The organism is Cohnella sp. GCM10027633 (genome assembly GCF_042675445.1).
Lineage (GTDB): Bacteria > Bacillota > Bacilli > Paenibacillales > Paenibacillaceae > Cohnella.
Map to the genome: position 1 here is coordinate 474,920 of NZ_JBHTGV010000002.1, position 24,196 is coordinate 499,115.

Sequence of the window (24,196 nt, forward strand, 5' to 3'; positions counted from 1 at the left end):
AGATACCGATGGGAACGATGCATGGAACGGTGACCGCGCGTAAGGGAAGCTTGCTCGGCCGCAAGGCGATATTGCTGGCGCTCGCGCTGCTGCTTGCCTTACCCGCTCTGCTGTTGAACGGACCGGGCAACGCGACCGCCGCGCTCCCTGTCGTCGGGGAGACGATCGCGCTCAAGGCGCTGTCCAACAACAACTTCGTGTGCGCGGAGAACGCCGGGGCGGATCCGCTGCTCGCGAACCGGGCGACGGCGGGCGTATGGGAGCAGTTCATCGTGAGAGACGCCGGAGGCGGCTTGTACGCGCTTCAATCGAACGCCAACAATAAATACGTGACCAAACGCACGGACAACGTGCTGATCGCGAGCGCGACGACGATCGGCGCGAACGAGAAGTTCCAGATCATCGACGCCGGGGGGAACAACGTCCGTCTTCGGTCGAGCGCGAACAACCTGTACGTCGCCGCGGACGTAACTCCGACGCTGCCGCTGACCGCCGACCGGGCGAGCGCCGGCCCGTGGGAGCTGTTCGAGAAAGTCGTCGTCTCCACGCCGCAGCCGCAAGGCCCGCACTATCTCGGCGTCACGTTCGGCTTATCGCACGAGACGTTGACCGGCGGCCCTTACGTCAACCAGGGCAACCAGATTTTCAACCTGCCGATGTATAAGAGCACGACGGACGAAGCGAAGTTCTGGGACAACTACGTCGAGGAGCTCGTTACGTCCGGCGTCGACTTCGTCGCGCCCACGATCCGGGGCTATCTCGATCCGCCGCTCAGCGCCAACAGCGGAGGCGATACGCGCAAGCTGAGCGGCCTCGTCGCAGCGATCAACCGCAGAGGCGTCGGAGACCGGCTGAAGATCAGCGCGCTGGACGACACGCCGGCTTCGATGACCGACAAGAAGAACGCGTTCAAGCACGGCACGGGCGGCTACAACCCGCCGTTCGACGTCGGGGACGTCAACGGGACGGGCGAAGGCGGCTACAAGTACATCTGGGACAACAACCTGCGCGCCTTCTTCCAGGCCGTTCCCGACAACCTGCGCTTCAAGATCGACGGCCGGCCGGTCATCTACGAGTGGGCGATGGGAGACTTCGCGTTCACGAACCAAGGCAACGGCAACTTGAAGAAAATGATCGAGTATGTCCGCGGGCGCGCCCAGGCGGAGTTCGGCGTCAATCCGTACTTCATCGTCGATCAGAGCTGGATCAGCGAAGATCCGACCGTCGCTACCGCGGTCGACGGCGTTCACGGCTGGTTCCCCGTTCCGGGCGGCCGTACCGTCAACACGTTCAATGGTAAAAACTTCGGCGTCGCCGTGCCGTCGTTCCGCTTCGTCGTCGGATCGACGAACATGAACATCGACCCGAACCACGGCCAGACGCTGATCGATAACCTGGCCGCGACCGTGCCTACCAGCCTCGTTACCTTGGTCGAAGGCTTCTCCGACTGGGAAGAGAACGCGGCGACGTGGCGCGGCAGAGAGGGCGCTTACGCGACGACGAAGTACGATTACCCGAACCAGATGATCAACATTCTGCGCCGCTTCTCGAACAACCCGTTCCCGACGCAGCTTCGTATCGAAGCCGAGAGCGCGGACGCTTACTCCGATACGACGAGCGGCAGCCAGACCGGCTTATACCGCGACGGCGGGATGGACGTCGAGACGACGCCGGACGCGGGCGGCGGGTGGGACGTCGGCCATACGGCGGCCGGCGAGTGGCTGGAGTGGAAGGAAGTGCCTCTCCAAGGCACGGTGACGATGAAGGCGCGCGTCGCTTCACCGCTAAGCGGCAAGCGGATCCGCTTCGTCGTCGACGGCGTCGCCGGCGCGACGGCGACCGTGCCGAACACCGGCGATTGGCAAGTCTACCAGACGATCAACGCGGGCACGTTCACGTTCGCGAGCGGCACGTACCATACGGTGCGGCTGGAAATTCTCGACGGCGGCATCAATCTGAACTATTGGACCAATTAGGAGGATAAGAAGTGAACCGAAGCCCTAGGAAGACGCGAGTATGGCTCTTATGCGCAATCATCGCGGCAACGCTATCGTTGTCCGCCTGTTCGAAGGATAACTCGAATAACTCGACCGATTCCTCTAGCGGGAGCGTTACTCCCTCGGCCGAAGCAAGCCCGTCCGCGACCGCGTCCGATGTCTCGACGGCATCGGCAACGGAGGAGCATGAGCCCGTCAATCTGAAGATCGTCAGCTGGGCGGGAGACGATTACGTGCCGCTCTACCAGAAATTCCACGAGAAATATCCGTGGATCACGATCGAGAACATCCCCGTGGACGGCAAGCCGATTCTCGAAGTCGTGGCGGCGCTGGAGGCGGCCGGAACGCCTGCCGATCTGACGTGGGTCGATCAGGACCTGTTCGCCTTCGAACAGAACGGGATCGTGGAGGATCTGACGCCCTACATCGACAAGGACCCGACGATGCAAGGCGTGACGATCAAGCCGGGACTGCTCGATCTGTATAAGGTGAACGGCAAACGGGTGGCGATTCCGTTCGTGGACGTGCCGATGTGGATTCTCGTCAACAAGGATTTGCTGAACAAGCACGGCGTCGATATGCCGGCCAACGATTGGACGTACGACGACCTTCGCGACCTCGCCAAGACGTTAACGGATCCGGACGCGGGCGAATACGGCATGACGACGATGCCGGAATGGCAAATGCGATTGCTAAGCACGAAGGCGATCGCGGACGGGCACGCTTCGTATTTGCAGTACATGAACGAAGATTTGACCCAGAGCCTAATGGGCACCCCGGGCGTCATGGACGAATTCCGCTGGCTGAAGTCCTTCGTCACGGCGGACGGCTCGATGCTGTCCTACGAGGATTCGAAGGCGCAGGGGGACGTCGTCGCGAGTTTCCTGAAAGGCAAGACGGGGTTCGCGATCGGCGGCAGCTGGAACATTCCGGAGTTATGGAAGAACGCGCAGTTCGACTGGGATATCCTCCCGTTCCCGCGCGGCAAGAGCGGCCAGCCGGGCTACAGCATCTACGGCCCGATGACGCTGCTCGCGGGCTCGAAGCACAAGGAAGAGGCGTTCCTGTACATTAGCTTCCAGTTCTCGAAGGAAATCCAGAAGTGGAAGATGGAGCAGGGCAACAACGCGGCGATCATCGATTCCGAGCTCGATGCCTACACCGACCAAATTCCGTTGTGGAAGGGCAAGAACACGGGAGCGGTCAAGATTTCCCGCGACAACGGCATTCCCGAGATGGGCTACATGATTCCGGCTTACGGCGAATACCAGTGGAACGGGCTCGGCAACAAAATCATTTTCGAGGACGGCGACGTTAGCGAAATGATCTCCGCGACGGAACAGTGGAATAAGCGAACGCTCGAAGTACGCGCGGCTTTGAATCCGTAGGAAGCGCTTTCCAGAGAAATGCGAGTATGTTATCGTTCAAAGGGAGGATATGGAAATGCAGGCAGAAGTCAAACCAGGCTCTTATTTGGAATTTTTCAACCGCAACGGTTACGTGCTCGTGAAGAACGCCGTCCCGAGGGAACAGTGCGAGAGGACGGTCAAGCGCATCTTCGAATTCGTCGGCAAGAGCCCGGACGACCGCGAAGGGTGGTATACGCCGCCCGCGGGCGCGGACGATTACTTCGAGGACCAGGAGCGGGGCATGCTCCCCTTCTTCCACGACCAGACGCTGTGGGACAATCGGATGTCGCCCAAAGTGTACGAGGCGTTCAAGGAGCTGCTCGGCGAAGAGAAGCTGTGGGTGTCGCTCGACCGGGTGAACATGAAGCTGCCGAAGCGGGACAGCCATCCTCGGCTGAACCAAAGCTTCATCCACTGGGACAGGGATACGTCGAATCTGAAGTTCCCGCTGCGGGTCGGCGAGAGCGGCCTTCAAGGCGTGCTGTATCTTGCGGATACCGCCGCCAATCAAGGGGGATTCCAGTGCGTGCCCGAAATTTACGGAGACTTAGAGGGATATATCGCCCGCCAACCCGCGGATCGCGATCCTACGATTCCGAACTTGGACGGTTACGAGATTACGCCGATTCCGGGAGAAGCGGGCGACCTGCTCATCTGGGACGCCTTGCTGCCCCACGGCAACGGGGAGAACCTGTCGGGCGACATCCGGTTCGCGCAGTATATTCTCATGTCTCCGGCGAATCAAGACGACCCGCAAGAGACGGAAGCCCGCGTTCGGGCGTTCGAACGTTACGAGTCGACCTTCTTGCCTAACGACCCCAGAGGCTGGGAACGGAATAGCAGCCAGGGGAAGCATGCGCAGCTGACGGCGCTCGGACGCAAATTGTTAGGATTAGACCGTTGGTAAGATCGGCTTAACCGGAGCGGTGACGACGGAGAGGAGGGCATCGATGAAACCGTTGAAGTTGCTGAGAGACGCATCATTGTCGTTCAAGAGAAGCACGTACTTGAAGCTGCTGCTATCGTTCATCGTGCTCAACGTCCTGAACGTCGTCATCGTCTTCGGCCTGTATTATTGGCAGTCCGACAGAATCATGAAGGAAGAGCTCGACCGGCTGTCTCACAAGCTGCTCGCCCAGACGCAGAACGTGTCCAATTACTTGTACACGTCCACGATCAAGGGCGGGCTCGATCTGTATTACGACGATACGATCTATGCCGCGATGTTCTCCGGGGACGAGATGGACGTGTTCAACCAGTTCAGGCTCTCGAACCGGCTTAACCGCTTCATTCAATCCAATCCGATCGTGCATTCGATCTACTTGTATAACACGCAATTGGACGTCGTCGTCTCCACGTCGTATTCGAACAAGCGCATCGATCAATTTCCGGATAAGGAAATGACCGATATCGTTCGCGACTTCCATTACAATTCCCCGACGATTCCGTTCCTGTTGCGCCATGCGATGCCGACCAAGCCGGCGGGCTCGCCGACGTTGTCGCTCGTGCTGACGGAGCCGTCTTCGCGGGCGGACTATATCGAAGGGGCCATGATCATCAACATCGACGACGATCAACTGCAGAATATGCTGGCCGAGCTGTCGAGCGACCCGATCAACAAGCTGTTCATTCTGCAAGACGACGGATCGTTCGTGACGTCCGGCAACATGCCGTCGCTGGCGAATGAGCGGGGAAAGTTCAAATACCGAGAAGCCATCGCCGGGTCGGACTCGCCGCGGGGGACGTTCATCGAGAACATCGACGGGGAGAAGTACGTGCTGTCGTACCAACGAACGAACGTGGCAAGCACGGGCTTCACTTACGTGAGCGTCTATCCGTACACGAAGCTGTTCGGCAGCCTCATCCGGATTCGCGAGCTGACCTTGATCGTCAGCGGCATTCTCATCGCGCTAAGCTTGCTCGTATCGGTGCTGCTCTCCAGGCGGCTATACGTCCCGATTCGCTCGCTCGCCCAATTCGCGAACAAACAGCTGAGGGGCGCGCCGGATGCCGCGAAGGACGGCGATCTGGCGACGATCTCGCGCGTGTTCGCCAAGGTGATCAAGGACAACGAGTCGCTGGGCATCGTCTCCTCGCGGACGCAGCAGCTGCTGCGGGACCAATTCGTACGCAGTCTGCTGCTCGGGCACGAAGACAGCCGCGCCGCGCTGAACCAGTGGGTGAAGGAGCATCGCGTCGCGCTGGGCGCGGCCGAACGCGTACGCGTCGTGCTGTGCCGGATCGACGGGCTGCGGGCTTTCGAGAACGCGTACGACCGGGAGAGCCGTTATCTGTTCCGTTACGCGATGCGCAATATCGCCGAAGAGACGTTCGCCGGGGAGTGCCGCCCGATCGCCGTGGAGATCGGGACGGACCAGGTGGCGGTCCTCATCGATGCTTCCGTATCGGCGGAAGAGGAGCTGATCGCGCTCGTTCATGCGTGGCAGCGCAACATCGGCACCTACTTGAAGCTGAGCGTCACGATCGGCATCGGCGATCCCGTGGAATCGCTGTACGAGGCCGACTTCTCTTACGCGGGCGCGCTGTCGGCTTCGCATTACCGGTTGTTCGCTGGTCCCGGCTCCGTTCACGTCCATGACCGGCTGTTCAGCCAACCGGAGGAAGCGTCCTACGACAAGGGCAAGGCGATACTCGACGAGCTGCGGCTGGGCCGATCGCACAAAGTCAAAGAGGCGGTGGACGCCTTGCTGCTCGCGCTGAAGCGATGCCCTTCGCGGGAGCCTTACGTCGTCCTTGCGCGAACGGCTTGGAACGCGGCGAAGGCGATGCAGGCGACGTCCGCGAGGAACGCTTCGCCGCAGGCTTGGAACGAAGACGAGATTCTGGGCATGCTGACTTACTCAGAGACCGCCGAGGAGGCGGGCGATCAGCTCGTAAGCCTGTTGCTCAGTTTCGTCGAGGATAAGGAAGAGAGCAAGAACGCCAAGGCGGCGGGTACGATCGAGAGAGGCGTTCAGTTCATCGACGCCAACTTCTCGCGGGTCGAGTTCTCGGTGAACGACGTGGCGGAACATCTCAAGTATTCGGTCAGCTATCTGAACAAGCTGTTCAACGAGAATACCGGGTACTCCGTTCACGAGTACATTAACCGCAAGCGGCTGCAACGCTCGAAGGAGCTGATCGAGAAGTCGGACGCCTTGATCAACGATATCGCCGCGATGGCGGGCTTCAGCTCCAGCAATTATTTCTACTTCGTGTTCAAGAAGGAGTTCGGCATGACGCCGAACGCGTACCGGAAGCAGCAGGGCGGGGCGGAATAGAGGCAAGGTGCGAGAGTGAGATTCATGCTCGACGTTCGGAGGGCTCGGCGATTATGCCGGGCTCTTTTTGTTATGTCACCGCCAATCCGCCGCTGTGACGGTCTGTCGGGCCGTTGCAGGACTCAGAAGCTTGATTCGGACTGTAATAACGGCTCAATGTCGCGATTTCTGAGAGAAAAGCGGATTTTGAACTAGTCTTAGCCGCATCGCATGGCCCAATATGAGGGTGCAACGAGCCATCAGGCAGAGGAGGTCACCCGATGTACGCAGCCATTCGGCGACTCCGGGGCAAGCGGGCAAGATCGGGCAACGGCGCATTATATCTCATGGCGCTGCCCGGCATTCTATTCTTCTTCGTCTTCAGCTACTTGCCCATGTTCGGAGTCGTCATCGCGTTCAAGAATTACAACTTCAGGGACGGCATCCTGGGAAGCCCTTGGGCGGGCTTCGATAACTTCGAGTTCTTCTTCACGTCGCCCGATCTGTACCGGATTACGTACAACACGCTGTTCCTGAACGCGCTGTTCATCGCGTTCGGCACGCTCGCGGCCGTCGTCGCCGCTATTCTGCTGAACGAGATTCGCAGCAAGACGAGCGCCCGCGTCTTCCAGACGTTCATCTTCTTCCCGTACTTCATCTCGTGGATCGTCGTCTCGCTATTCCTCGGAACGTTCCTGTCGTCCGAGCGGGGGATCATCAATAGCGTGCTGACGGAGATGGGCCTCTCCTCGGTCGACTTCATGAATTCGCCGGGCATGTGGCCGGCGATTCTCGTCGTCGTGTACTTGTGGAAGTCGACCGGGTACGGGCTCGTTATCTACTTGGCGGCCATTACGGGCATCAACCCGGAGTATTACGAAGCCGCCCGCATCGACGGGGCTAGCCGGTTCCAACAGATCGTCCGCATCTTGCTGCCGCAGCTTCGGCCGACGATCCTGATCCTGATGATCTTGGCGGTCGGGCGGATTTTCTACGGGGACTTCGGAATGATCTACGCGCTCGTCGGCGATAACGGCCAGCTCTATCCGACGACCGACGTCATCGATACGTACGTGTTCCGTTCGATGCGGACGTTCGGAGACTTCGGCATGACCGCGGCGGTCGGCTTGTACCAATCGTTCATGGGGTTCGTCATGGTCATCGCGGCGAACTGGATCTCCAAGAAGCTAAGCGACGACGACAAGGGCGTTCTCTATTAATCGCTTACCAGCTCAGAAAGGAGCGGCGGCATGGTCGAACATAAATCGCTCGGTTACCGGGCGTTCAACGCTTGCAATTACGTTCTCTTCGTTCTTCTCGGCATCGTCTGCCTCGTGCCGTTCCTGATCGTGCTTGGCAGCTCGTTCGAATCGGAAACCCGCCTCCGGGACGTCGGTTACGCGCTCATCCCGAAGGAATTCACGCTGTATTCGTACGAGACCGTATTCGCCCTCAACTCGGTCATGAGATCGTTCGCCGTCAGCGCGACCGTGACGGTGCTCGGGACGCTGGCGGCGCTACTCGTAACGAGCTTCCTTGCTTATCCGCTGGCGCAACGCGAGATGAAATTCCGCGGCGTCATTCTGGGTTACGTGCTCGTCACGATGCTGTTCAGCGGCGGACTCGTTCCGTGGTACATCCTGATCACGAAGTATTTGCACTTGAAAGACACGCTATGGGTGCTGATCGTCCCTTATCTCGTGAATCCGTTCAACATGTTCGTGCTCAAAAGCTTCTTCGATACGATCCCGCGGGAGATCACCGAATCCGCGCGCATCGACGGAGCGAGCCAGTACAAGACGTTCTGGAATATCGTCGTCCCGCTGTCGACGCCGGGACTCGCGACGATCGGGTTGTTCTATGCGCTCTCGTATTGGAACGATTGGTGGCTGTCGCTCAACTTCATCGAATCCGACAAGCTGATGCCCGTGCAACTGCTGCTCAAGAAAATGATCTCGAACCTCACGTTCATCTCCAGCCAAGTAGACACCTCGAAATTCGTCCAGGTGCCGTCGAACGGCGTGCAAATGGCGACGACGATCATCTCGATCGGCCCGATCTTCCTCGTGTATCCGTACATCCAGAAGTACTTTGTCAAGGGACTGACGATCGGCAGCGTCAAGGGCTGACGCCGTATCGCCGCTCGCGATAATGCTTGGCTATAGACCGTCACTCGGTATAGCATATAAACCATGGGAGGTTATGAACCGATGAAGACACGTTTCTTCAAGGCAGCATGGCTATCGCTCGCAATCATTCTCGTATTGGCCGCCTGCTCGGGCAATAACGGCAACGACCAAGAGAACGCCTCGCCGACCGCGACGCCGACGCCGGCCCCGACGAAATCCGGCGACACCCCGAAAGACGAACCGTCTCCGTCCCCGGCGGCGGAGAAGCTGGAGCAAGTCAGCCTGAAGGTGCTCCTGCCCGGCGACAAGCCGCAGCATTACGACGAAGTCATGAAGGCGCTCAACGACAAGCTCACGGATCGAATCCAAGCGACGCTCGACATCCAATACATCCCGTGGGACAGCTACAAGGACCAGATCCTCGTGAAGCTGGCCGCGGGCGAGAACTTCGACTTCTTCTACGACGGCTGGTGGCAAAATTACGCGCAGGTGCTCTCCAAGGGCGGCGCGATGGACATTACCGATCTGTTCGAGAAATACGCGCCGGATCTGTATAACGGCCTAAGCGCGCAGTACGTCGATACGAACCGTTACAACGGCAAAATCTACGGCATTCCCGTTCCAGGTCCGCTCGAATATCCGATGGCTTACATCTATCGGGCCGATATCGCGGACAAATACGGTTATACGTCCGACATGTTCAAGACGAAGGAAGATGTGCAGAACTTCGCGTTCAAGGTCGTCGCGGAAGAACCGACCCGCATCGGACGGTTGAACGGGGAATTCCAAGGCAACTATCAGGCGTTGGCGTTCCTCGGCAAGCAGCGGGAATATATTCCGAGCAACGACTTCAACTCCCCGGGCATGCTGCTGAACAACGAACCGAAGGTCGTTAACCAGTTCGAGACCGAGGAATACAAGAACGTGCTGCTCTACGCGAATAAAGGTTTTAACGGAGGGTTGATCGACAAGGACTCGTTGAACAGCAAATCGACGGTCACCACGGAAGCGAACTCGGACGCGAAGACGATCGGCGGCATCGGCAACCCTACCGAGGGCAATCTCGGGGACCGCACGGCGGTCATCTCCCAAATCGAGCCGGGCGCGCGCTTCGAGCAAGTGTTCATGGAGCAAGGGACGAAGATGGTCAGCTCGTTCAAGGCGGGCAACTTCACCGTGTTGTCGCCGTCGACGAAAAATCCGGAGCGAGTGCTCATGCTGCTCAACCTGATCTATGCCGATAAGGACATTCGGGATACGTATTTGTACGGCATCGAGGGTCAGGACTTCATCGCCGTCGGAGACGACCAGTTCAAGTACCCGGACGGCCTCGACCGCACGAAAGTGTTCCAGAACGAATGGTGGATGGTCACGCCGTGGAAGAACGCGCGCATTCCGGCGACGGCGACGCCGACGGACAAACAATCGATCGCCTTCCTGACCGATCCGAACAACTTCGTTAAGTCCGTCATCGCGGGCTTCGAATTCAATCCGGATTCGGTGAAGTCCGAGATTTCCAAGGTGAACGCCGTCGTCACCGAGTACCGCAAAGTGCTGGAGAGCGGCTCAGGTTCGGAAGCGCAATTGTTGGACCGTTACGACGAGTTCCTCTCCAAGCTCAAGAAGGCGGGCGTGGATAAGATCATCGAGGAGAAGCAACGTCAGGTGGACGCGTTTTTGAAAAATTAACGGCATTCGCGGAGGCGCAAGGACTCGGTCCTTGCGCCTCTTTGGCGTGTTGTCGGCGGTTTAGGCTCGGTTGCGGGTCGCATGGGTGCGCCACGTATAGCGGAACGTGGTTCCGCTATACGTGGCCGGTCGCACGCGCGAGGCGCAATAGCGGAACGTGGTTCCGCTATACGTGGCCGGTCGCACGCGCGAGGCGCAATAGCGGAACGTGGTTCCGCTAAACGTGGCCGGTCGCACGCGCGAGGCGCAATAGCGGAACTTGGTTCCGCTAAACGTGGCCGGTCGCATGCGCGAGGCGCAATAGCGGAACGTGGTTCCGCTAAACGTGGCTGGTCGCATGCGCGAGGCGCAATATCGGAACGTGGTTCCGCTAAACGTGGCCGGTCGCACGCGCGAGGCGCAGTAGTGGAACGTGGTTCCGCTAAACGTGGCCGGTCGCACGCGCGAGGCGCAAATAGCGGAACGTGATTCCGCTAAACGTGGCCGGTCGCACGCGCGAGGCGCAAATAGCGGAACGTGATTCCGCTAAATATGTCTTGATTGCGGCGTACCGTCGGATTTTAGGGCGATAATAGTTGCGTTCGATTGTCAAATCTGTATTATCTGTATTATTATTATTAATACATTTAAATTATTGTTGACACAGATAATCGAATATCATAAGATTGCATTGTAAAAGTAACACAGTTTAGCTAAACTGTATTAAATTAGTGATACAGAATTGCGATAAGGCGTGCAACGGTGACAATAACGGACAGCCAGAGGAAGCGCGCCGAAGAGACGATCTCTTTTTACCCGATTGTAAGCGCTGTCGTTCTCGACGTCGGACGGCGTGCTACAATATAAACAATCTACAAAGGGGATAGCAGACCATGAAGAACAGCATCGGCAAGCTCGCACTCGTTCTATTGACTACCTCGCTCGTCCTGGCGGCATGCGGCGGCAACAACGGTAACGACAATACCGGCGGCAACGCATCGCCAAGCAATGACGCATCCTCCTCCGCAAGCGCGACGCCAGAGGCTTCCAAGGCTTCCGGCAAGACGGAGACGCTCGTCTACTACGGCTTCTCGGAATGGACGGCCGATCCGGCCTACGCTCCGGTGTTCGAGGAACTGAAAGCGAAGTTCGAGAGCGACAACCCCGGCTACACGGTCGAGTTCCAGAGCGACCCATGGGGCACTTGGGAGACGAAATACAAAGTCATGTTCGCTTCCGGCAACGCGCCGGACGTGTTCATCGTCAACAACCCGGACTTCCCGACGTTCGCGAACTCCGGCTACCTGCTCGACCTCGGCTCGAAGATGGACGCTGCCGCGTTCGGCGATTACTTCCCGGGCATTCTCTCGATGTACAAGTGGAACGGCAAGAACATGGCGCTCCCTTACACGACGGACGCTCGCGTTCTCTGGTACAACAAGGACCTGTTCACGCAAGCCGGACTCGATCCGACCAAGCCGCCGAAGACGTGGGACGAGCTCAAAGCCTACGCGCTGCAGATCGAAGAGAAGACCGACGCCGCCGGCTACGGCATGGACCTCGGACTCAAGGAATTCCCGGCGCAAAGCTTGTTCACCGCATCCGATAGCAACATCATCAGCGTGGACGGCGCCGGCGCGATTACGCCGACGGTGAACACGGACGCGTTCAAAGGTTACCTGCAATTGCTGGCGGACATGAAGCCGGCGTACGAATCGGATTACGCGACGCTCGACCATTTGAAGGTCGGCACGCTGTTCGCGCAACAGAAGGTCGCGATGGTCATCGGCGGCACTTGGGTGACGGACCAGAACGCGGACATCAAGGGCGCGGCATGGATCGGCCAGTCCCTCGTTCCGAAGATGAACGAAGGCGCGCCGGACGGCTCCTTCGGCGGCGGCTTCGGCATCGGCGTCGCGGCGGGCAGCAAGCATCCGGAGCAAGCGATCAAGCTGGCGCAATTGCTTACCTCCGTCGACTTCAACGCTCGCACGATGAGCGACGTTCCGGCGAACAACGCATCGCTCGCGGTGTCCAAGTTCGCTACCGACCCTGCCTACAAGATCTTCATGGATCAGATCAAGTTCGCTAGACAATCGCAACCGAAAACGCTGTTCTACAAGGAAATCGACGCGGCCGTATACGACGCGGTCACCAAAGTCGTCGTCGGCGGCAAGTCCGTGGACGAAGGCGTCGCGGAGCTGGAAGGCAAGATCAAGGAAATCGTCGCAGCCAAATAAGCAAGCGCGTCATCGGCCAAGAGGGCAGAGGAGGGGTTAAGCTTCCTCTGCCCTTGCCAATCGAACAACCGGGAGACATGACCATGATCCGACAACGGCTTTTCCGAAAATCCGTGCCTTACTTATACCTGCTACCTTCCATCGCCATTATCGTCGGACTGCTCGCTTATCCTCTCTTCTACAACCTGTACGTCAGCGTGCATCGCTGGCAGCTGAGCAGGCCGGATAAGCCGTGGAACGGCTTCGATAACTTCAAGTCCGTGCTGACGGACGACGTGTTCACGAAGGTCATGACGACGACGATTATCTGGACCGCGGCCGGCGTCGCGCTCCAGATGGTCATCGGCTTGCTGTGCGCCTTGTACGTGGACGAACGCCGCCGCAGCAAAGGCATTCTCCGTTCGATTCTGCTGCTGCCGTGGGTGCTGCCGGGCGTCGTGACCGCTCTCATGTGGAGCTGGATGCTGCAGACCGACACGGGCATCATCAACGAAGTGCTGAAGTTCCTTCATCTGACGAACGACGGCATCTCCTGGCTGGGCTCCGAAGACCGCGCGCTATGGACGCTCATTCTCGTCAACACGTGGAAGGCGTTTCCGTTCTGGTTCCTCATGCTGCTGGCGGGACTGCAAGACCTCCCCAACGATCAGGTGGAGGCGGCCAAGATCGACGGAGCAAGGTGGTGGGGCATTCTCCGTTACGTCAAGCTGCCGCACCTGCGGCCGATGATCGGCGCGACGGGCGTCATTACGACGATCTGGACGCTCAACTACTTCGACCTCATCTGGGTCACGACCAAGGGCGGACCGCTCGACGCGACGTCGACGCTGCCGATCTATACGTACCGTCTCGCTTTCGAATTTTTCGACTTCGGCCAATCTTCCGCCATGGCGATCGTCAGCCTCGTGCTGATCGGCATCATCTGCTCGCCTTACATGCGCTCGATGCTGAAGTCCATTAAGGAGTGACAGCCATGAGAGGCATCAGATTCGGGAGCCAGGCGCTCGTCCTGCTCGTTATCTTCGTCGTCATCTTGTTCCCGTTATATTGGCTGCTCGCGACTTCGCTGAAGCCGAGCGACGAGATCTTCGCGTCGCCGCCGACGCTGTTCCCGGAGACGTTCAGCTGGGCTCATTACGAGAACGTGTTCCGCAATTCGGAAATTCCGACTTACTTCTATAACTCGATCGTGATCGCCGCATCGACCGTGATCGTCGTGCTGGCGGTGGCGAGCCTCGCGGCGTACAGCGTGACGCGTTATCAGTTCCGAGGCAAGATCGCTTATTTCGTTACGATTCTGTTCGCCCAGGTCATGCCGCTGACGACGCTCATCGTTCCGCTCTACATCATGTGGGGCAAGTTCGACATGCTGAATTCGTTCGCGAGCATCATTCTGACGTATTGCGCGATACTGACGCCGATGGCGATCTGGTTGTTGACCGGGTATTTCAAAAACATTCCGAAAGACATCGACGAAGCGGCGACGATCGACGGCTGCTCCTCGTTCGGCATCCTCATGCGAATGGTGTTGCCGCTCGCGAGGTCCGGGCTCGTAGCGGTCGGGTTGACCGTGTGCATTACCGTGTGGCAAGAGATGCTCATCTCGATGACGTTCGTCAGCGACGACGCGATGCGGACGCTGCCCGCGGGCATTAACAATTTCATCACGAGATCGGGTATCCAATGGGGACCGCTTAACGCGTCGGGCATCGTCACGACGTTGCCGGTACTCGTCATCTTTATTATTTTCCAGAAGGCGCTCGTCAAGGGGCTTACGGCCGGAGCAACCAAGGGCTAGCACGAACAAGGCCGGGAGACGCGGAGGATACCGACATGCATGCCAGAGAGAGACTGTATCATATCGACAAATGGTTACGAGAAAAAGATCGCCTTCTGTATGCACCGATCGGGCAGGCGGCCTTCCAATATGTTGCGGCGAACGAGTGGATGAGTTACGAAGAAGCGATCGCGGGGGCTTGCGAGCCGATCCCGCCGGGGACGCGGTGGGGCGAGAAGTGGCAGTACGGCTGGTTCCGCGGGACGTTCGCCGTTCCGCCGGAAGCGGCGGGCGAGCGGATCGCGATCGCGCCGGACTTCGGGGCCGAGAGCACGGTGTACGTGAACGGGGTGCTGGCGGGGGCAATCGATCTGCAGCATGATCGGATCACGTTGAGCCGTTCGGCGGTCGCGGGGGACGTGTATGAAATTGTCGCCGAGGCATATGCGGGACATGATCGCGGCGGACAGCCGGAGTATCGCGGGGCGACCGTACACGTCGTGAACGAGGAGCTGTATCAGTTCTTCGTGGACTTGAAGGCGCTGTATCAACTACGTTGCGGCTTGGCGCCGGGCGAGCTCCGGGTGTCCGAGATCGATCGCGGCTTCGGCAAGTTGATCGACGAGCTGGATTGGTCTGATGCGAGGGGGGCTGCGCATCGGGGCAGGGAGATTCTCGCGCCGTTGCTCGAGTGCGTGAACGGCTCGACTTCGCCGAAGCTGTACATGATGGGCCAATCGCATCTGGATATCGCCTGGCTGTGGCCGATCGAGGAGACGAAGCGCAAGATCGCGCGCACGATGTCCAATCAGCTCGCGTTATTGGAGGAGTATCCGGAGTATCGGTATACGCAGAGCCAGCCCTATCTGTTCGATATGGCGAAGCGGCTGTATCCGGAGCTGTACGCGCGGATGAAGAAGTACGTGGCGGAAGGACGCATCATCCCCGAGGGCGGCATGTGGGTCGAACCGGACACGAACGTTCCGAGCGGGGAGAGCTTGATCCGGCAATTCTTGTATGGCAAACGCTTCTTCCGCGAGGAGTTCGGCGTCGACAACGAGATGCTGTGGCTGCCGGACGTGTTCGGGTACTCGGGCAACTTGCCGCAGATCATGCGTAAGAGCGGGATCAAGTACTTCGCCTCGGTGAAAATGTTCCAAACCTACGACAACGTCGTCGACCCGTTCCCTTACAATACGTTCTCGTGGGAGGGCATCGACGGTTCGTCGGTGGCGGTTCACTTGCTCGACTACGGCCCGTTCCCGAATCCGACGGACGTGTCGTACGCGATGTTCCAATGGAACGAGCGGGTTCAGAAGGAAGGCATCTCGACCCGCCTCGTGCAGTTCGGCTATGGCGACGGCGGCGGCGGCGCGAACCGCGACGACCTGGAGATGCTGCGCCGGATGCGGGATCTCGAAGGCGTGCCTCGGACGGAGATTAGCTCGCCGATCGATTACTTCGAGGATCAAGTCGCGCGCGGCATGCCGGACGCCCGGTATGTCGGCGAGCTGTATTACCCGGCGCACCGCGGAACGCTGACGTCGCAAGCGAAGATGAAGACGGGCAACCGGAAGACGGAGCTGCTGCTGCGCGAGGCGGAGCTATGGAGCGCGACGGCGGTGGTTCGCGGGCTGGCGGCGTATCCGAGGGAAGCGTTGGATGACGCGTGGCGGCGGTTGCTGCTGCTGCAGTTCCACGACATCCTGCCGGGAACTTCGATTACGCGGGTTCACGTCGAGGCGGAGCGGGAATACGAGCTGCTGATGGCGGAGGTCGCGGGCTTGGCGGACGCGGCGCGGCGGGCGTTGGTTGGGGGCGGTAGCGGTGGAGCGGACAACAGATATACCTTGTTCAATTCCTTGCCGTGGGAGCGGACGGCGATCGTGGCGCTTCCGGATGCTGGCGGGGGCGAGAAGCAGGTGCGCGTGACGTTGCCGCCGATGGGGTACTCGGTCGCGGGAAGCGTCGGCGCGGCGGCTAATGCTGAGGTTGCCGCGGCCGCAGAGCTCGCGGTATCGGGCGAGCGGACGGCGCCGAGCGGTGCGGTGCATGCGACGCCGACGTTGCTGGAGAACGAGCTGCTGACCGTTCGGTTTAACGAATACGGCGAGATCGTCAGCCTGTTCGACAAGGAGACGGGGACCGAGTGGCTGGACGGCGCGGGCAATCGGTTCCAGATGTATCGGGACCAGACATCCAATTACGACGCTTGGGAGATCGACCGGCGTTACGAGGCTTCGCGGATCGCGTTGCCGGAGCCGGCGAGCATGACCGTCGTCGAACAAGACGCGCTGTTCGCGACGATCCGCGTCGAGCGGAAGCTCGGAGAGTCGCATCTCGTCCAGCATATTCGCCTCGAAGCGGGCAGCCGCAGAGTCGAGTTCAGGACGCGCATCGATTGGAAGGAGAAGCACAAGCTGCTGAAGGTCGGCTTCGATACCGGCCTTCGGTCGCGCGAGGCGCTGCACGAGATCCAATTCGGCTACGCCAAGCGTCCGACGCACCGTTCCCGGCCGCACGACGCCGACCGGTTCGAGGTGAACCAGCATAAGTGGTCGTCGCTCGTCGAAGGAGACCGCTGCTTCTCGCTGCTCAACGATTGCAAGTATGGGTTGAACGTACTCGACGGGGCGATGAACTTAACGCTGCTGCGCTCGCCGACGTATCCGGACGATCGCGCCGACGAAGGCGTGCACGAGTTCGTCTACGCGGTGCACGTCTGGAACGAAGGCTTCACGAGCAACCCGGTCATTCGCGAGGCTTACGAGTTGAATTGCCCGGTCGTGGTCGCGGCCGGCGCGAATCCGCTAGAGAGCGAGTTCGAATTGATCCGGTGCGAGAGCGCTCGCGGCAATGTCATCGTCGATGCCGTGAAGCTCGCCGAAGACGGTTCCGGCGATCTTGTCCTGAGAGCGTACGAAGCCAAAGGGGCATCCGCACGATGCGAGATTGCGGTAGGCGTCGATATCTTGCTCGCCTGCGAGACGGACATGATGGAATCGGCGCCGATCGCCGACCTTTCGCTCCGCGCGCCGAACACGGTCGCGTTGTCGTTCACGCCGTTCGAAGTGAAGACGGTGAGGTTGATTGTGAGAAAGTCATAATTTGTTGAGCAAGCCCGTCCCTGCAACGTCGCGGGGGCGGGCTTGACGCGCTTATTTGAACCTCGTAGCTCCAATAGCCAGGGATAGTAGGGTTATTGGCGAGTCGTGAGGTAACTTTCAGCGCAGTAGCCCGGGAAAGCCGGGCTATTGCGAGTCGCGAGGTTACTTTGAGCGCAGTAGCCCGGGAAAGCCGGGTTATTGCGAGCGCGAGGTTACTTTGAGCGCAGTAACCCGGAAAAGTCGGGTTATTGCGAGTCGCGAGGTTACTTTGAGCGCAGTAGCCGGGGAAAGTCGGGTTATTGCGAGCTACGAGGTTACTTCGAGCGCAGTAGCCGGGGAAAGCCGGGTTATTGCGAGTCGTGAGGTTGGCCGGTAGAGACCTTATTCGGCGGTTAATCGTCAAATCGCGAATTTGGCGGACATCAGTGTCGCTATATTACTCCAAAGACGGGGAGTCGCGAGGTCTTCAACTAAATAAGTGCCACTGTGTCTGCAAAGAGCCCCAAATGGTGCTTTTCGCCTGAAATAGCGTCGTCCGTGTCCACAACTAAGTTGCCAATATCTAGCGGGAGGTACTACGAATAGTTGGAACTATTGCGTTCGGCGGGACGACCGTATGATAGAGCCAACAACCGATAAGGAGCTCAATGGAGCATGGGACGTCTATTGCTGAAAGTCATTTATTATTTAGTTGGTATACCCGTAGGGTTAGGGTGCTTCTATGCATTCGTGGTGTTCATGTTCAGTCTGGACGACGGATTCCTGAGCGAACGTGACCCAATGCGCGCGATGTTATCGGCCGCTGGCGGGATCGGCGGAATCACTGCTTACTTGTTGCTCGGCAGGCCTCTATTCGGATCGTACAAGCATATCCCATCGACGCTGATGACGGTATTCATCGCCGCCCTCTTAACGCTATCGATCATAGCCGGCCTCTGGAGCTAGGGCTCCTCGTTCTAGACTATTCTTGATCATTTTATGCTGAATATGATATAGTTTATATCGAAAACGGCATAAAACGAAACGGGAGGAGCCATTTTTACAAGTGTATGAAATAGAAATCTACGAAGACGAAGATGGATATTCTGAACTTAAGGAATGGCTTCGAGAGTTAAAGCATCGTAAAGATAAGGGGGTTGACGTATGCTCCCGATGAAATTGCCAAGCATATTGTCGAAGATATATGGGAGCTGCGTCCGGATAAACATAGAGTGATGTTTTTCCAAGCGAAGGAAGGGAAGTTCATCCTGCTGAGTTACTTCCGAAAAGAAACGCAGAAGACGCCTCCTAAACAAATCAGGAAAGCCATCCAATTACGAATGACTGGAACAATCGGACACGATAATGAACAATTGAAACCTGTAATAGGGAGGGATACGAATGAAGTATGATGAGTTCATGGAAGAACTAAACGAGAATACGTTAGAGACCGAAACCATTCGTCAAATTGCACGAATGGTTTCGGATATCGTTAAACGCAGGAAGAGCCTGGGTCTGACCCAAGATGAAGTCGCCAAGAAAGCGGGACTTACGCAAGCCCAAGTTGCAAGGCTTGAAACGAGTTCGCAAGTACCGAGGGTGGATACGTTAATGAAAGTCGCAATTGCGCTCGGGATGAACATGCAATTGAACGAAATCAATGAAGAGGCAGCCACTAGTCAATTCATCGCGCAAGTCAATTGACATTCAGAGAGTCCGTAGGGCTCTCTTTTCTTGAATTAAAGCAGCTCCATGAATTCCAACCGATTGCCGAACGGATCGCTAACATAGAAGCGAGTTACGCCTTCTTCCGCGCGAGCGTCATCGTCCAGAATCGAGACGCCGCCGCGAAGGAGGTGCTCCCGCAGGCTGGCCAAGTCGCGCACGAGGAAGGCGGGATGCGCCTTCGCGGCGGGGACGAAATCGCGCTGCACGCCGATGTGGACTTGATGCGCGCCGCCGCATTCGAACCAGACGCCGCCGCGCCCGCGAAGCGGCTCGGGCTTCGGGATTTCGGTCCAACCGAGCATGCCGCCGAAGAAACGGCGGGCTTCCGGTTCGCAGCCCGGCGGGGCCGCGAGCTGAACGTGATCGATGCCATCGTATGCGAATGTCATGAGAATCCCTCCGAGCATATAATAGTTTCATTGTATGAAACTAAGTTTCACCTATTGAATAACTATATATTACCTCTAAGAATGATGGAAATCTACGTACGATCGTATATTTCGTTAACATTTCGGAACGAAATCTCTTATCACCGTCAACTGCCTCGTTTGCTTTCCCATCCTCCACCTACCGTTCATCGCCCATGCAGCATCCGATAAGCCGCCGGGGTCACGCCTTCCTTCTCCTTGAACCGCTTGATGAAGTAGCTCGCGCTCGGATAGCCGCAGGCGTCGGCGACTTCCTGCACGGTCCGCTCCCGATGCTCGAGCAGCAGTTGCTTGGCGCGGCGAATGCGGCACAGCGTCACGAAGTCCATCGGCGACATCTGCATCGTCCGGCGGAACAGCTTGCAGAAGTAGTGGACGCCGACGCCCGCCTCCGAGGCCCAGCGCTCGAGCGAGAACGGTTCGCAAGCGGCGTCTTGCATTGCGGGGAGCAGAGCGGCGATCGCGTCGCCGGAACCGGCGGTGGACCTTCTCGTGCGATAAGGAACCGCCTCGGCCATGAACTCGGCGAGCACGCCGTATGTCAACGTCGAGAGGACGGAGGGGCGAAGCAACTTGCTGCCCTCCGCCTCCGCGATCAGCGCCTCGAAGCTGTCGAGCAGCCGTTCCGGACGATGAATCGACCATACGGTAGATCCGAGGAAGCCTTGCTGCGTCAGCCATTCGGGGACAAGCGCGCCGTAGCAATGCAACCAGTACACGTCCCATGGATCGTCTTGGCTGGAATAGTAGAGCTGCGGCCGATTCGGGAAGTAGAAGAACGCGTCTCCGGCCTGAAGCAACCGGCGCTCGCCATTATCCTCGATGTAACCCTCGCCGCTCGCGACGACGTGAAGATTGAAGAATGGCAGCGCGTCGATCGCGCGAAGCGCGTGATGGTCCGGCATATCCGCGTAACGTCCGACGGACTCCGGCAGAATGAGATAGGGACTCGGCTCCATCGTAGGTAAAGTGCAGTGGATTCTCATCGGCGGGTCGCGCTCCTATCAGGACAATATCGTGATATCGACTTCAAAATGATTTCATATACAGGAGATTCTCGTGATTTTATAATAGCAATATTCATATAGACAAGGAAGTGGATGCGCATGTCCGAACAATTAAGATGGGGAATCGTAGGCGCTGCCGGCATCGCGCTCAACGCGGTCATGCCCGCGATCAAGGCTTCGAATACGGGGGTTATACAAGCGGTGGCAAGCCGTGGTATCGATAAAGCCAGAGCGGCGGCCGACAAGTTCGGCGTCGAACAAGCTTACGGAAGCTACGAGGAGCTGCTCGCGGATCCGAACGTCGACGCGGTCTATATCCCGCTGCCGAACCATTTGCACCGGGAGTGGACGATCCGCTTCGCGGAAGCGGGCAAGCACGTGCTGTGCGAGAAGCCGCTGGCGCTGAACGCGGCGGAAGCGCAAGAGATGGCGGATGCCTGCGCCAAGGCCGGCGTCGTGCTCGCGGAGGCGTTCATGTACCGGTACCATCCGCGCATGGAGCAGATCAAGCAATTGATCGCCGGCGGCGAGATCGGCGAGCTGCGGGCGTTGCGCGGGGCGTTCACGTTCAATAACGCGGGGGACAAGAACAATATTCGCTACCGAGCGGATTGGGGCGGCGGCGGTCTGTACGACGTCGGCTGTTATCCGCTGAGCGCGGCGCGTTACTTCATGGGCAAGGAGCCTGAAGCGGTCACCGTTCATGCGCTCTTCTCGCCGGAGCACGACAACGTCGACATGATGGCGTCGGGACTCGTCGAGTTCGAAGGCGGCATCGCGCTGGCGTTCGATTGCGGCATGTGGGCGAACTTCCGCCAGAACTTCGAGATCGTCGGCACGGAAGGCCGGATCGAAATACCGAGCGCTTTCATCGCGAACGGCGAAGACGCGGCGTTCACGGTGACGAATCGCGAAGGTACCCGCACGGAACGTCCGGCAGCTCAGAATACGTACACGCTGCAAGTCGACGACTTCGCGCGCGCGGTAAAAGGCGAGCCGTCGCGCTTCTCCTCGGAAGACGCCGTGCGCAACATGCGCCTGCTCGACGCTTGCCTCGCATCTGCTCGAACAAGATCAAGAATCACGCTCTAACATCTAACCCACCATACGCTAAGGGGGCTTCATCTCATGACGCAACAGCAACCATTAATGGCCTCGATTCGCATTGCGGGCATCGATCGTCCGGTATCCAAGCTCATTCAAGGCTCCATGATGCTGAGCGAGGATCGGATGACCGAGTCCGCCGACTTGCTCGACGCTTACGTGGCGGTCGGCGGCAACGCGATCGATACGGCGCACGTGTACGGCGCGTCCGGAGCGAAGGCGCTCGGACGTTGGATGCAAGAACGCGGCAATCGCGCCGATCTCGTCCTCATCGGCAAAGGCGCGCACCCGAACGAATTCGGCCCGCGCATGACTTACGAAGCGATGAAGCAAGACTTGCACGAGTCGCTCGATCGGCTTCAAACCGATCACCTCGACGTCTACAAGCTGCATCGCGACGACCCGAACAAGTCCGTCGGCTATATCCTCGAATCGCTGAACGCGCTCATCGAAGCGAAGCAATGCCGGGCGCTCGGCGCGTCGAACTGGACCATTGCCCGCATCGCCGAAGCGAACGAATACGCGGCGGCGCACGGGTTGATCGGCTTCGCTTGCAATAGCCCGAACCTCAGCCTGGCGAAGCCGAACGAACCGCGATGGGAAGGCTGCGTGTCGGCCGGCGCGGCGGATATCGCCTGGCACGAGCAATCGCAGCTGCCGCTGCTGTCGTGGTCGTCGCAAGCCGGCGGCTTCTTCACCGGGCGGTTCGCGCCGGACCGGCTCGAAGACAAGGAAGCGGTCCGCGTCTATTACAGCGACGCCAACTGGGAGCGGCTTCGCCGCGCGAGACTGCTGGCCGAGCGCAAAGGCTGCGACGCGAACCATATCGCGCTCGCGTACGTGCTGCGCCAACGGTATCCGACGTGCGCGATCATCGGGCCGGCGAATCCGTCGGAGCTGCGGTCCAGCTTGCCGGGGCTCGAAGTCAGCGTGACGGAAGCCGAGGCGGACTGGCTCGACTTGAAGCCGGGGGCGGAGATTGCCTCTTGACTTCGGTCGCGATCGGCGTATAATCAACCTCAACAATTCGATACGCTCATTATGCCGATGACGAGCATCCAACTCCGAGGCGTTCCCGTCAAGCGCAGACCCGAGAGGGCTGCGGCCTAAGTTTACCGGCATCCGCCCGTTACCGCGGAACCAAGAGGACCCGTCCGCGCGCGCGGATCGGTCAAGTTGGGTGGCACCGCGAGCAAACGCTCCTCGTCCCAATCAGGACAAGGGCGTTTTTTGCGTTCTTACAAGGTTGCGAGAGGAAGCGGTAACGATGGAGAGAAGGTACAATTTCAACGCGGGACCGGCGGCATTGCCGCTGGAAGTATTGGAGCAGGCGAAGGAAGAGATGACGGAGTACGGCGGCGCGGGCATGTCGCTCATGGAGATGTCGCACCGGAGCAAGCCGGTCGAGCGAATGATCGCGGAGACGGAGGAGCTGCTGGCCGAGCTGCTCGAGTTGCCTAGCGGCTATCGCATCCTGTTCATGGGAGGAGGCGCCAGCGCGCAGTTCGCTCTCGTCCCGATGAACTTCCTGGCGGAAGGCGTGACGGGACAGTACGTGCTGTCGGGCAGCTTCTCGGAGAAGGCGTACGAGGAAGCGCGGACAATCGGTCGGACGAACGTGCCCGCAAGCGGCAAAATAAACGGATGGCGCACGCTCCCGGCTCTCCGAGACCTACAAGCCGGAGTCGACGACGATGCGGCTTACGTTCACCTGACGACGAACAACACGATCGAGGGCACGCAGTTCCGCGAGTTACCCTACGTAGGAGAGACGCCGCTGATCGCGGACATGACAAGCGAGCTGCTGAGCCGCAAGCTCGATTGGACGAAGCTTGGCATGGTTTACGCCGGCGCGCAGAAGAATCTCGGCCCGGCCGGCGTCACCGTCGCCATCGTCCGCGACGATCTGCTGAAGCGAAGCGCGGAACGCCGCATCCCGGCGATCTTCAAGTACGCGACGTTCGCGAGCAACGACTCGCTGTACAATACGCCGCCGGTGCACGCGATCTATATGACGAGGCTCGTACTGGAATGGACGAAGCGCCAGGGCGGCGTCGCGGAAATGGCGCGGCGCGCGGCATTGCGGACGGGCATGCTCTACGAGGCGATCGACCGGAGCGGCGGCTTCTATGCGGGCTTCGCGGAGCCGGACGCGCGGTCGCTTATGAACGTCACGTGGCGGTTGACGGACGAGTCGTTGGAGAACCGGTTCCTCGAGGAAGCGAGGCGCGGCGGCTTCGAGGGCTTGGCGGGGCATCGCAGCGTCGGAGGTCTGCGGGCGTCGGCGTACAACGCGGTACCGGTCGCGGCTTGCGAGGCGCTCGCCGCATTCATGCGCGAGTTCCAGCGGCGCAACGGTTAAC

General features: G+C 59.1%; 19 protein-coding genes. 17 read left to right on the forward strand and 2 right to left on the reverse strand.

What is annotated here, in order from left to right:
- Positions 1-8: 8 nt before the first annotated feature.
- The 14 genes from ACFQZG_RS06530 to ACFQZG_RS06595 all read left to right on the forward strand — a co-directional run bounded on the left by ACFQZG_RS06530 (position 9) and on the right by ACFQZG_RS06595 (position 19,270).
- Complete coding sequence (locus tag ACFQZG_RS06530) at positions 9-1,976, forward strand: DUF5010 domain-containing protein (protein WP_378150752.1); 1,968 nt, start codon at positions 9-11, stop codon at positions 1,974-1,976.
- Between the two features lie 11 nt (positions 1,977-1,987).
- Positions 1,988-3,385 carry an ABC transporter substrate-binding protein gene (locus ACFQZG_RS06535; RefSeq protein WP_378150753.1) on the forward strand — a complete coding sequence of 466 codons (1,398 nt, stop codon included), beginning with the start codon at positions 1,988-1,990 and terminating at the stop codon, positions 3,383-3,385.
- Positions 3,386-3,440: 55 nt separating this feature from the next.
- Positions 3,441-4,313, forward strand: coding sequence for a phytanoyl-CoA dioxygenase family protein (locus tag ACFQZG_RS06540; RefSeq protein ID WP_378150754.1), 873 nt, complete (start codon positions 3,441-3,443; stop codon positions 4,311-4,313).
- Between the two features lie 43 nt (positions 4,314-4,356).
- The gene (locus ACFQZG_RS06545) at positions 4,357-6,687 is read left to right on the forward strand and encodes a helix-turn-helix domain-containing protein (RefSeq protein ID WP_378150755.1); all 2,331 of its coding nucleotides are present in this window, start codon (positions 4,357-4,359) and stop codon (positions 6,685-6,687) included.
- 260 nt (positions 6,688-6,947) lie between these two features.
- Complete coding sequence (locus tag ACFQZG_RS06550; protein WP_378150756.1) at positions 6,948-7,886, forward strand: ABC transporter permease; 939 nt, start codon at positions 6,948-6,950, stop codon at positions 7,884-7,886.
- A gap of 30 nt (positions 7,887-7,916) precedes the next feature.
- Entirely contained in the window at positions 7,917-8,795 is an 879-nt protein-coding gene (locus ACFQZG_RS06555) for a carbohydrate ABC transporter permease (RefSeq protein WP_378150757.1), read from the forward strand.
- A gap of 81 nt (positions 8,796-8,876) precedes the next feature.
- Positions 8,877-10,484: an extracellular solute-binding protein gene (locus ACFQZG_RS06560; protein WP_378150758.1), complete on the forward strand. Its 1,608-nt coding sequence runs from the start codon at positions 8,877-8,879 to the stop codon at positions 10,482-10,484.
- 872 nt (positions 10,485-11,356) lie between these two features.
- Complete coding sequence (locus tag ACFQZG_RS06565; RefSeq protein ID WP_378150759.1) at positions 11,357-12,703, forward strand: extracellular solute-binding protein; 1,347 nt, start codon at positions 11,357-11,359, stop codon at positions 12,701-12,703.
- Between the two features lie 83 nt (positions 12,704-12,786).
- Positions 12,787-13,671: a carbohydrate ABC transporter permease gene (locus ACFQZG_RS06570; RefSeq protein ID WP_378150760.1), complete on the forward strand. Its 885-nt coding sequence runs from the start codon at positions 12,787-12,789 to the stop codon at positions 13,669-13,671.
- 5 nt (positions 13,672-13,676) lie between these two features.
- Complete coding sequence (locus ACFQZG_RS06575; protein ID WP_378150761.1) at positions 13,677-14,501, forward strand: carbohydrate ABC transporter permease; 825 nt, start codon at positions 13,677-13,679, stop codon at positions 14,499-14,501.
- A 35-nt stretch (positions 14,502-14,536) separates the two neighbouring features.
- Positions 14,537-17,587, forward strand: a complete 3,051-nt coding sequence (locus ACFQZG_RS06580) for an alpha-mannosidase (RefSeq protein ID WP_378150762.1) — start codon at positions 14,537-14,539, stop codon at positions 17,585-17,587.
- Positions 17,588-18,241: 654 nt separating this feature from the next.
- On the forward strand, positions 18,242-18,532 hold the full coding sequence (locus ACFQZG_RS06585; RefSeq protein ID WP_378150763.1) for a hypothetical protein: 291 nt from the start codon (positions 18,242-18,244) through the stop codon (positions 18,530-18,532).
- A 191-nt stretch (positions 18,533-18,723) separates the two neighbouring features.
- On the forward strand, positions 18,724-18,978 hold the full coding sequence (locus ACFQZG_RS06590) for a type II toxin-antitoxin system RelE/ParE family toxin (RefSeq protein WP_378150764.1): 255 nt from the start codon (positions 18,724-18,726) through the stop codon (positions 18,976-18,978).
- Positions 18,968-19,270, forward strand: coding sequence for a helix-turn-helix domain-containing protein (locus ACFQZG_RS06595; protein WP_378150765.1), 303 nt, complete (start codon positions 18,968-18,970; stop codon positions 19,268-19,270). The genes ACFQZG_RS06590 and ACFQZG_RS06595 overlap by 11 nt, the downstream gene beginning before the upstream one ends.
- 35 nt (positions 19,271-19,305) lie before the next feature.
- Here the strand turns inward: ACFQZG_RS06595 and ACFQZG_RS06600 are convergent, their stop codons facing one another.
- Complete coding sequence (locus tag ACFQZG_RS06600) at positions 19,306-19,683, reverse strand: VOC family protein (protein ID WP_378150766.1); 378 nt, start codon at positions 19,681-19,683, stop codon at positions 19,306-19,308.
- Between the two features lie 185 nt (positions 19,684-19,868).
- On the reverse strand, positions 19,869-20,708 hold the full coding sequence (locus ACFQZG_RS06605) for a helix-turn-helix transcriptional regulator (protein WP_378150767.1): 840 nt from the start codon (positions 20,706-20,708) through the stop codon (positions 19,869-19,871).
- 120 nt (positions 20,709-20,828) lie between these two features.
- Here ACFQZG_RS06605 and ACFQZG_RS06610 point away from each other — a divergent pair, with 120 nt between their 5' ends.
- From ACFQZG_RS06610 to serC, 3 genes are all read left to right on the forward strand, one after another.
- Positions 20,829-21,821, forward strand: coding sequence for a Gfo/Idh/MocA family protein (locus ACFQZG_RS06610; RefSeq protein ID WP_378150768.1), 993 nt, complete (start codon positions 20,829-20,831; stop codon positions 21,819-21,821).
- A gap of 36 nt (positions 21,822-21,857) precedes the next feature.
- On the forward strand, positions 21,858-22,823 hold the full coding sequence (locus tag ACFQZG_RS06615) for an aldo/keto reductase (RefSeq protein WP_378150769.1): 966 nt from the start codon (positions 21,858-21,860) through the stop codon (positions 22,821-22,823).
- A gap of 277 nt (positions 22,824-23,100) precedes the next feature.
- A complete protein-coding gene (serC, locus tag ACFQZG_RS06620; RefSeq protein ID WP_378150770.1) occupies positions 23,101-24,195 on the forward strand; it encodes a 3-phosphoserine/phosphohydroxythreonine transaminase in 1,095 nt (364 codons plus the stop codon).
- The last annotated feature ends 1 nt before the right edge of the window (position 24,196 follow it).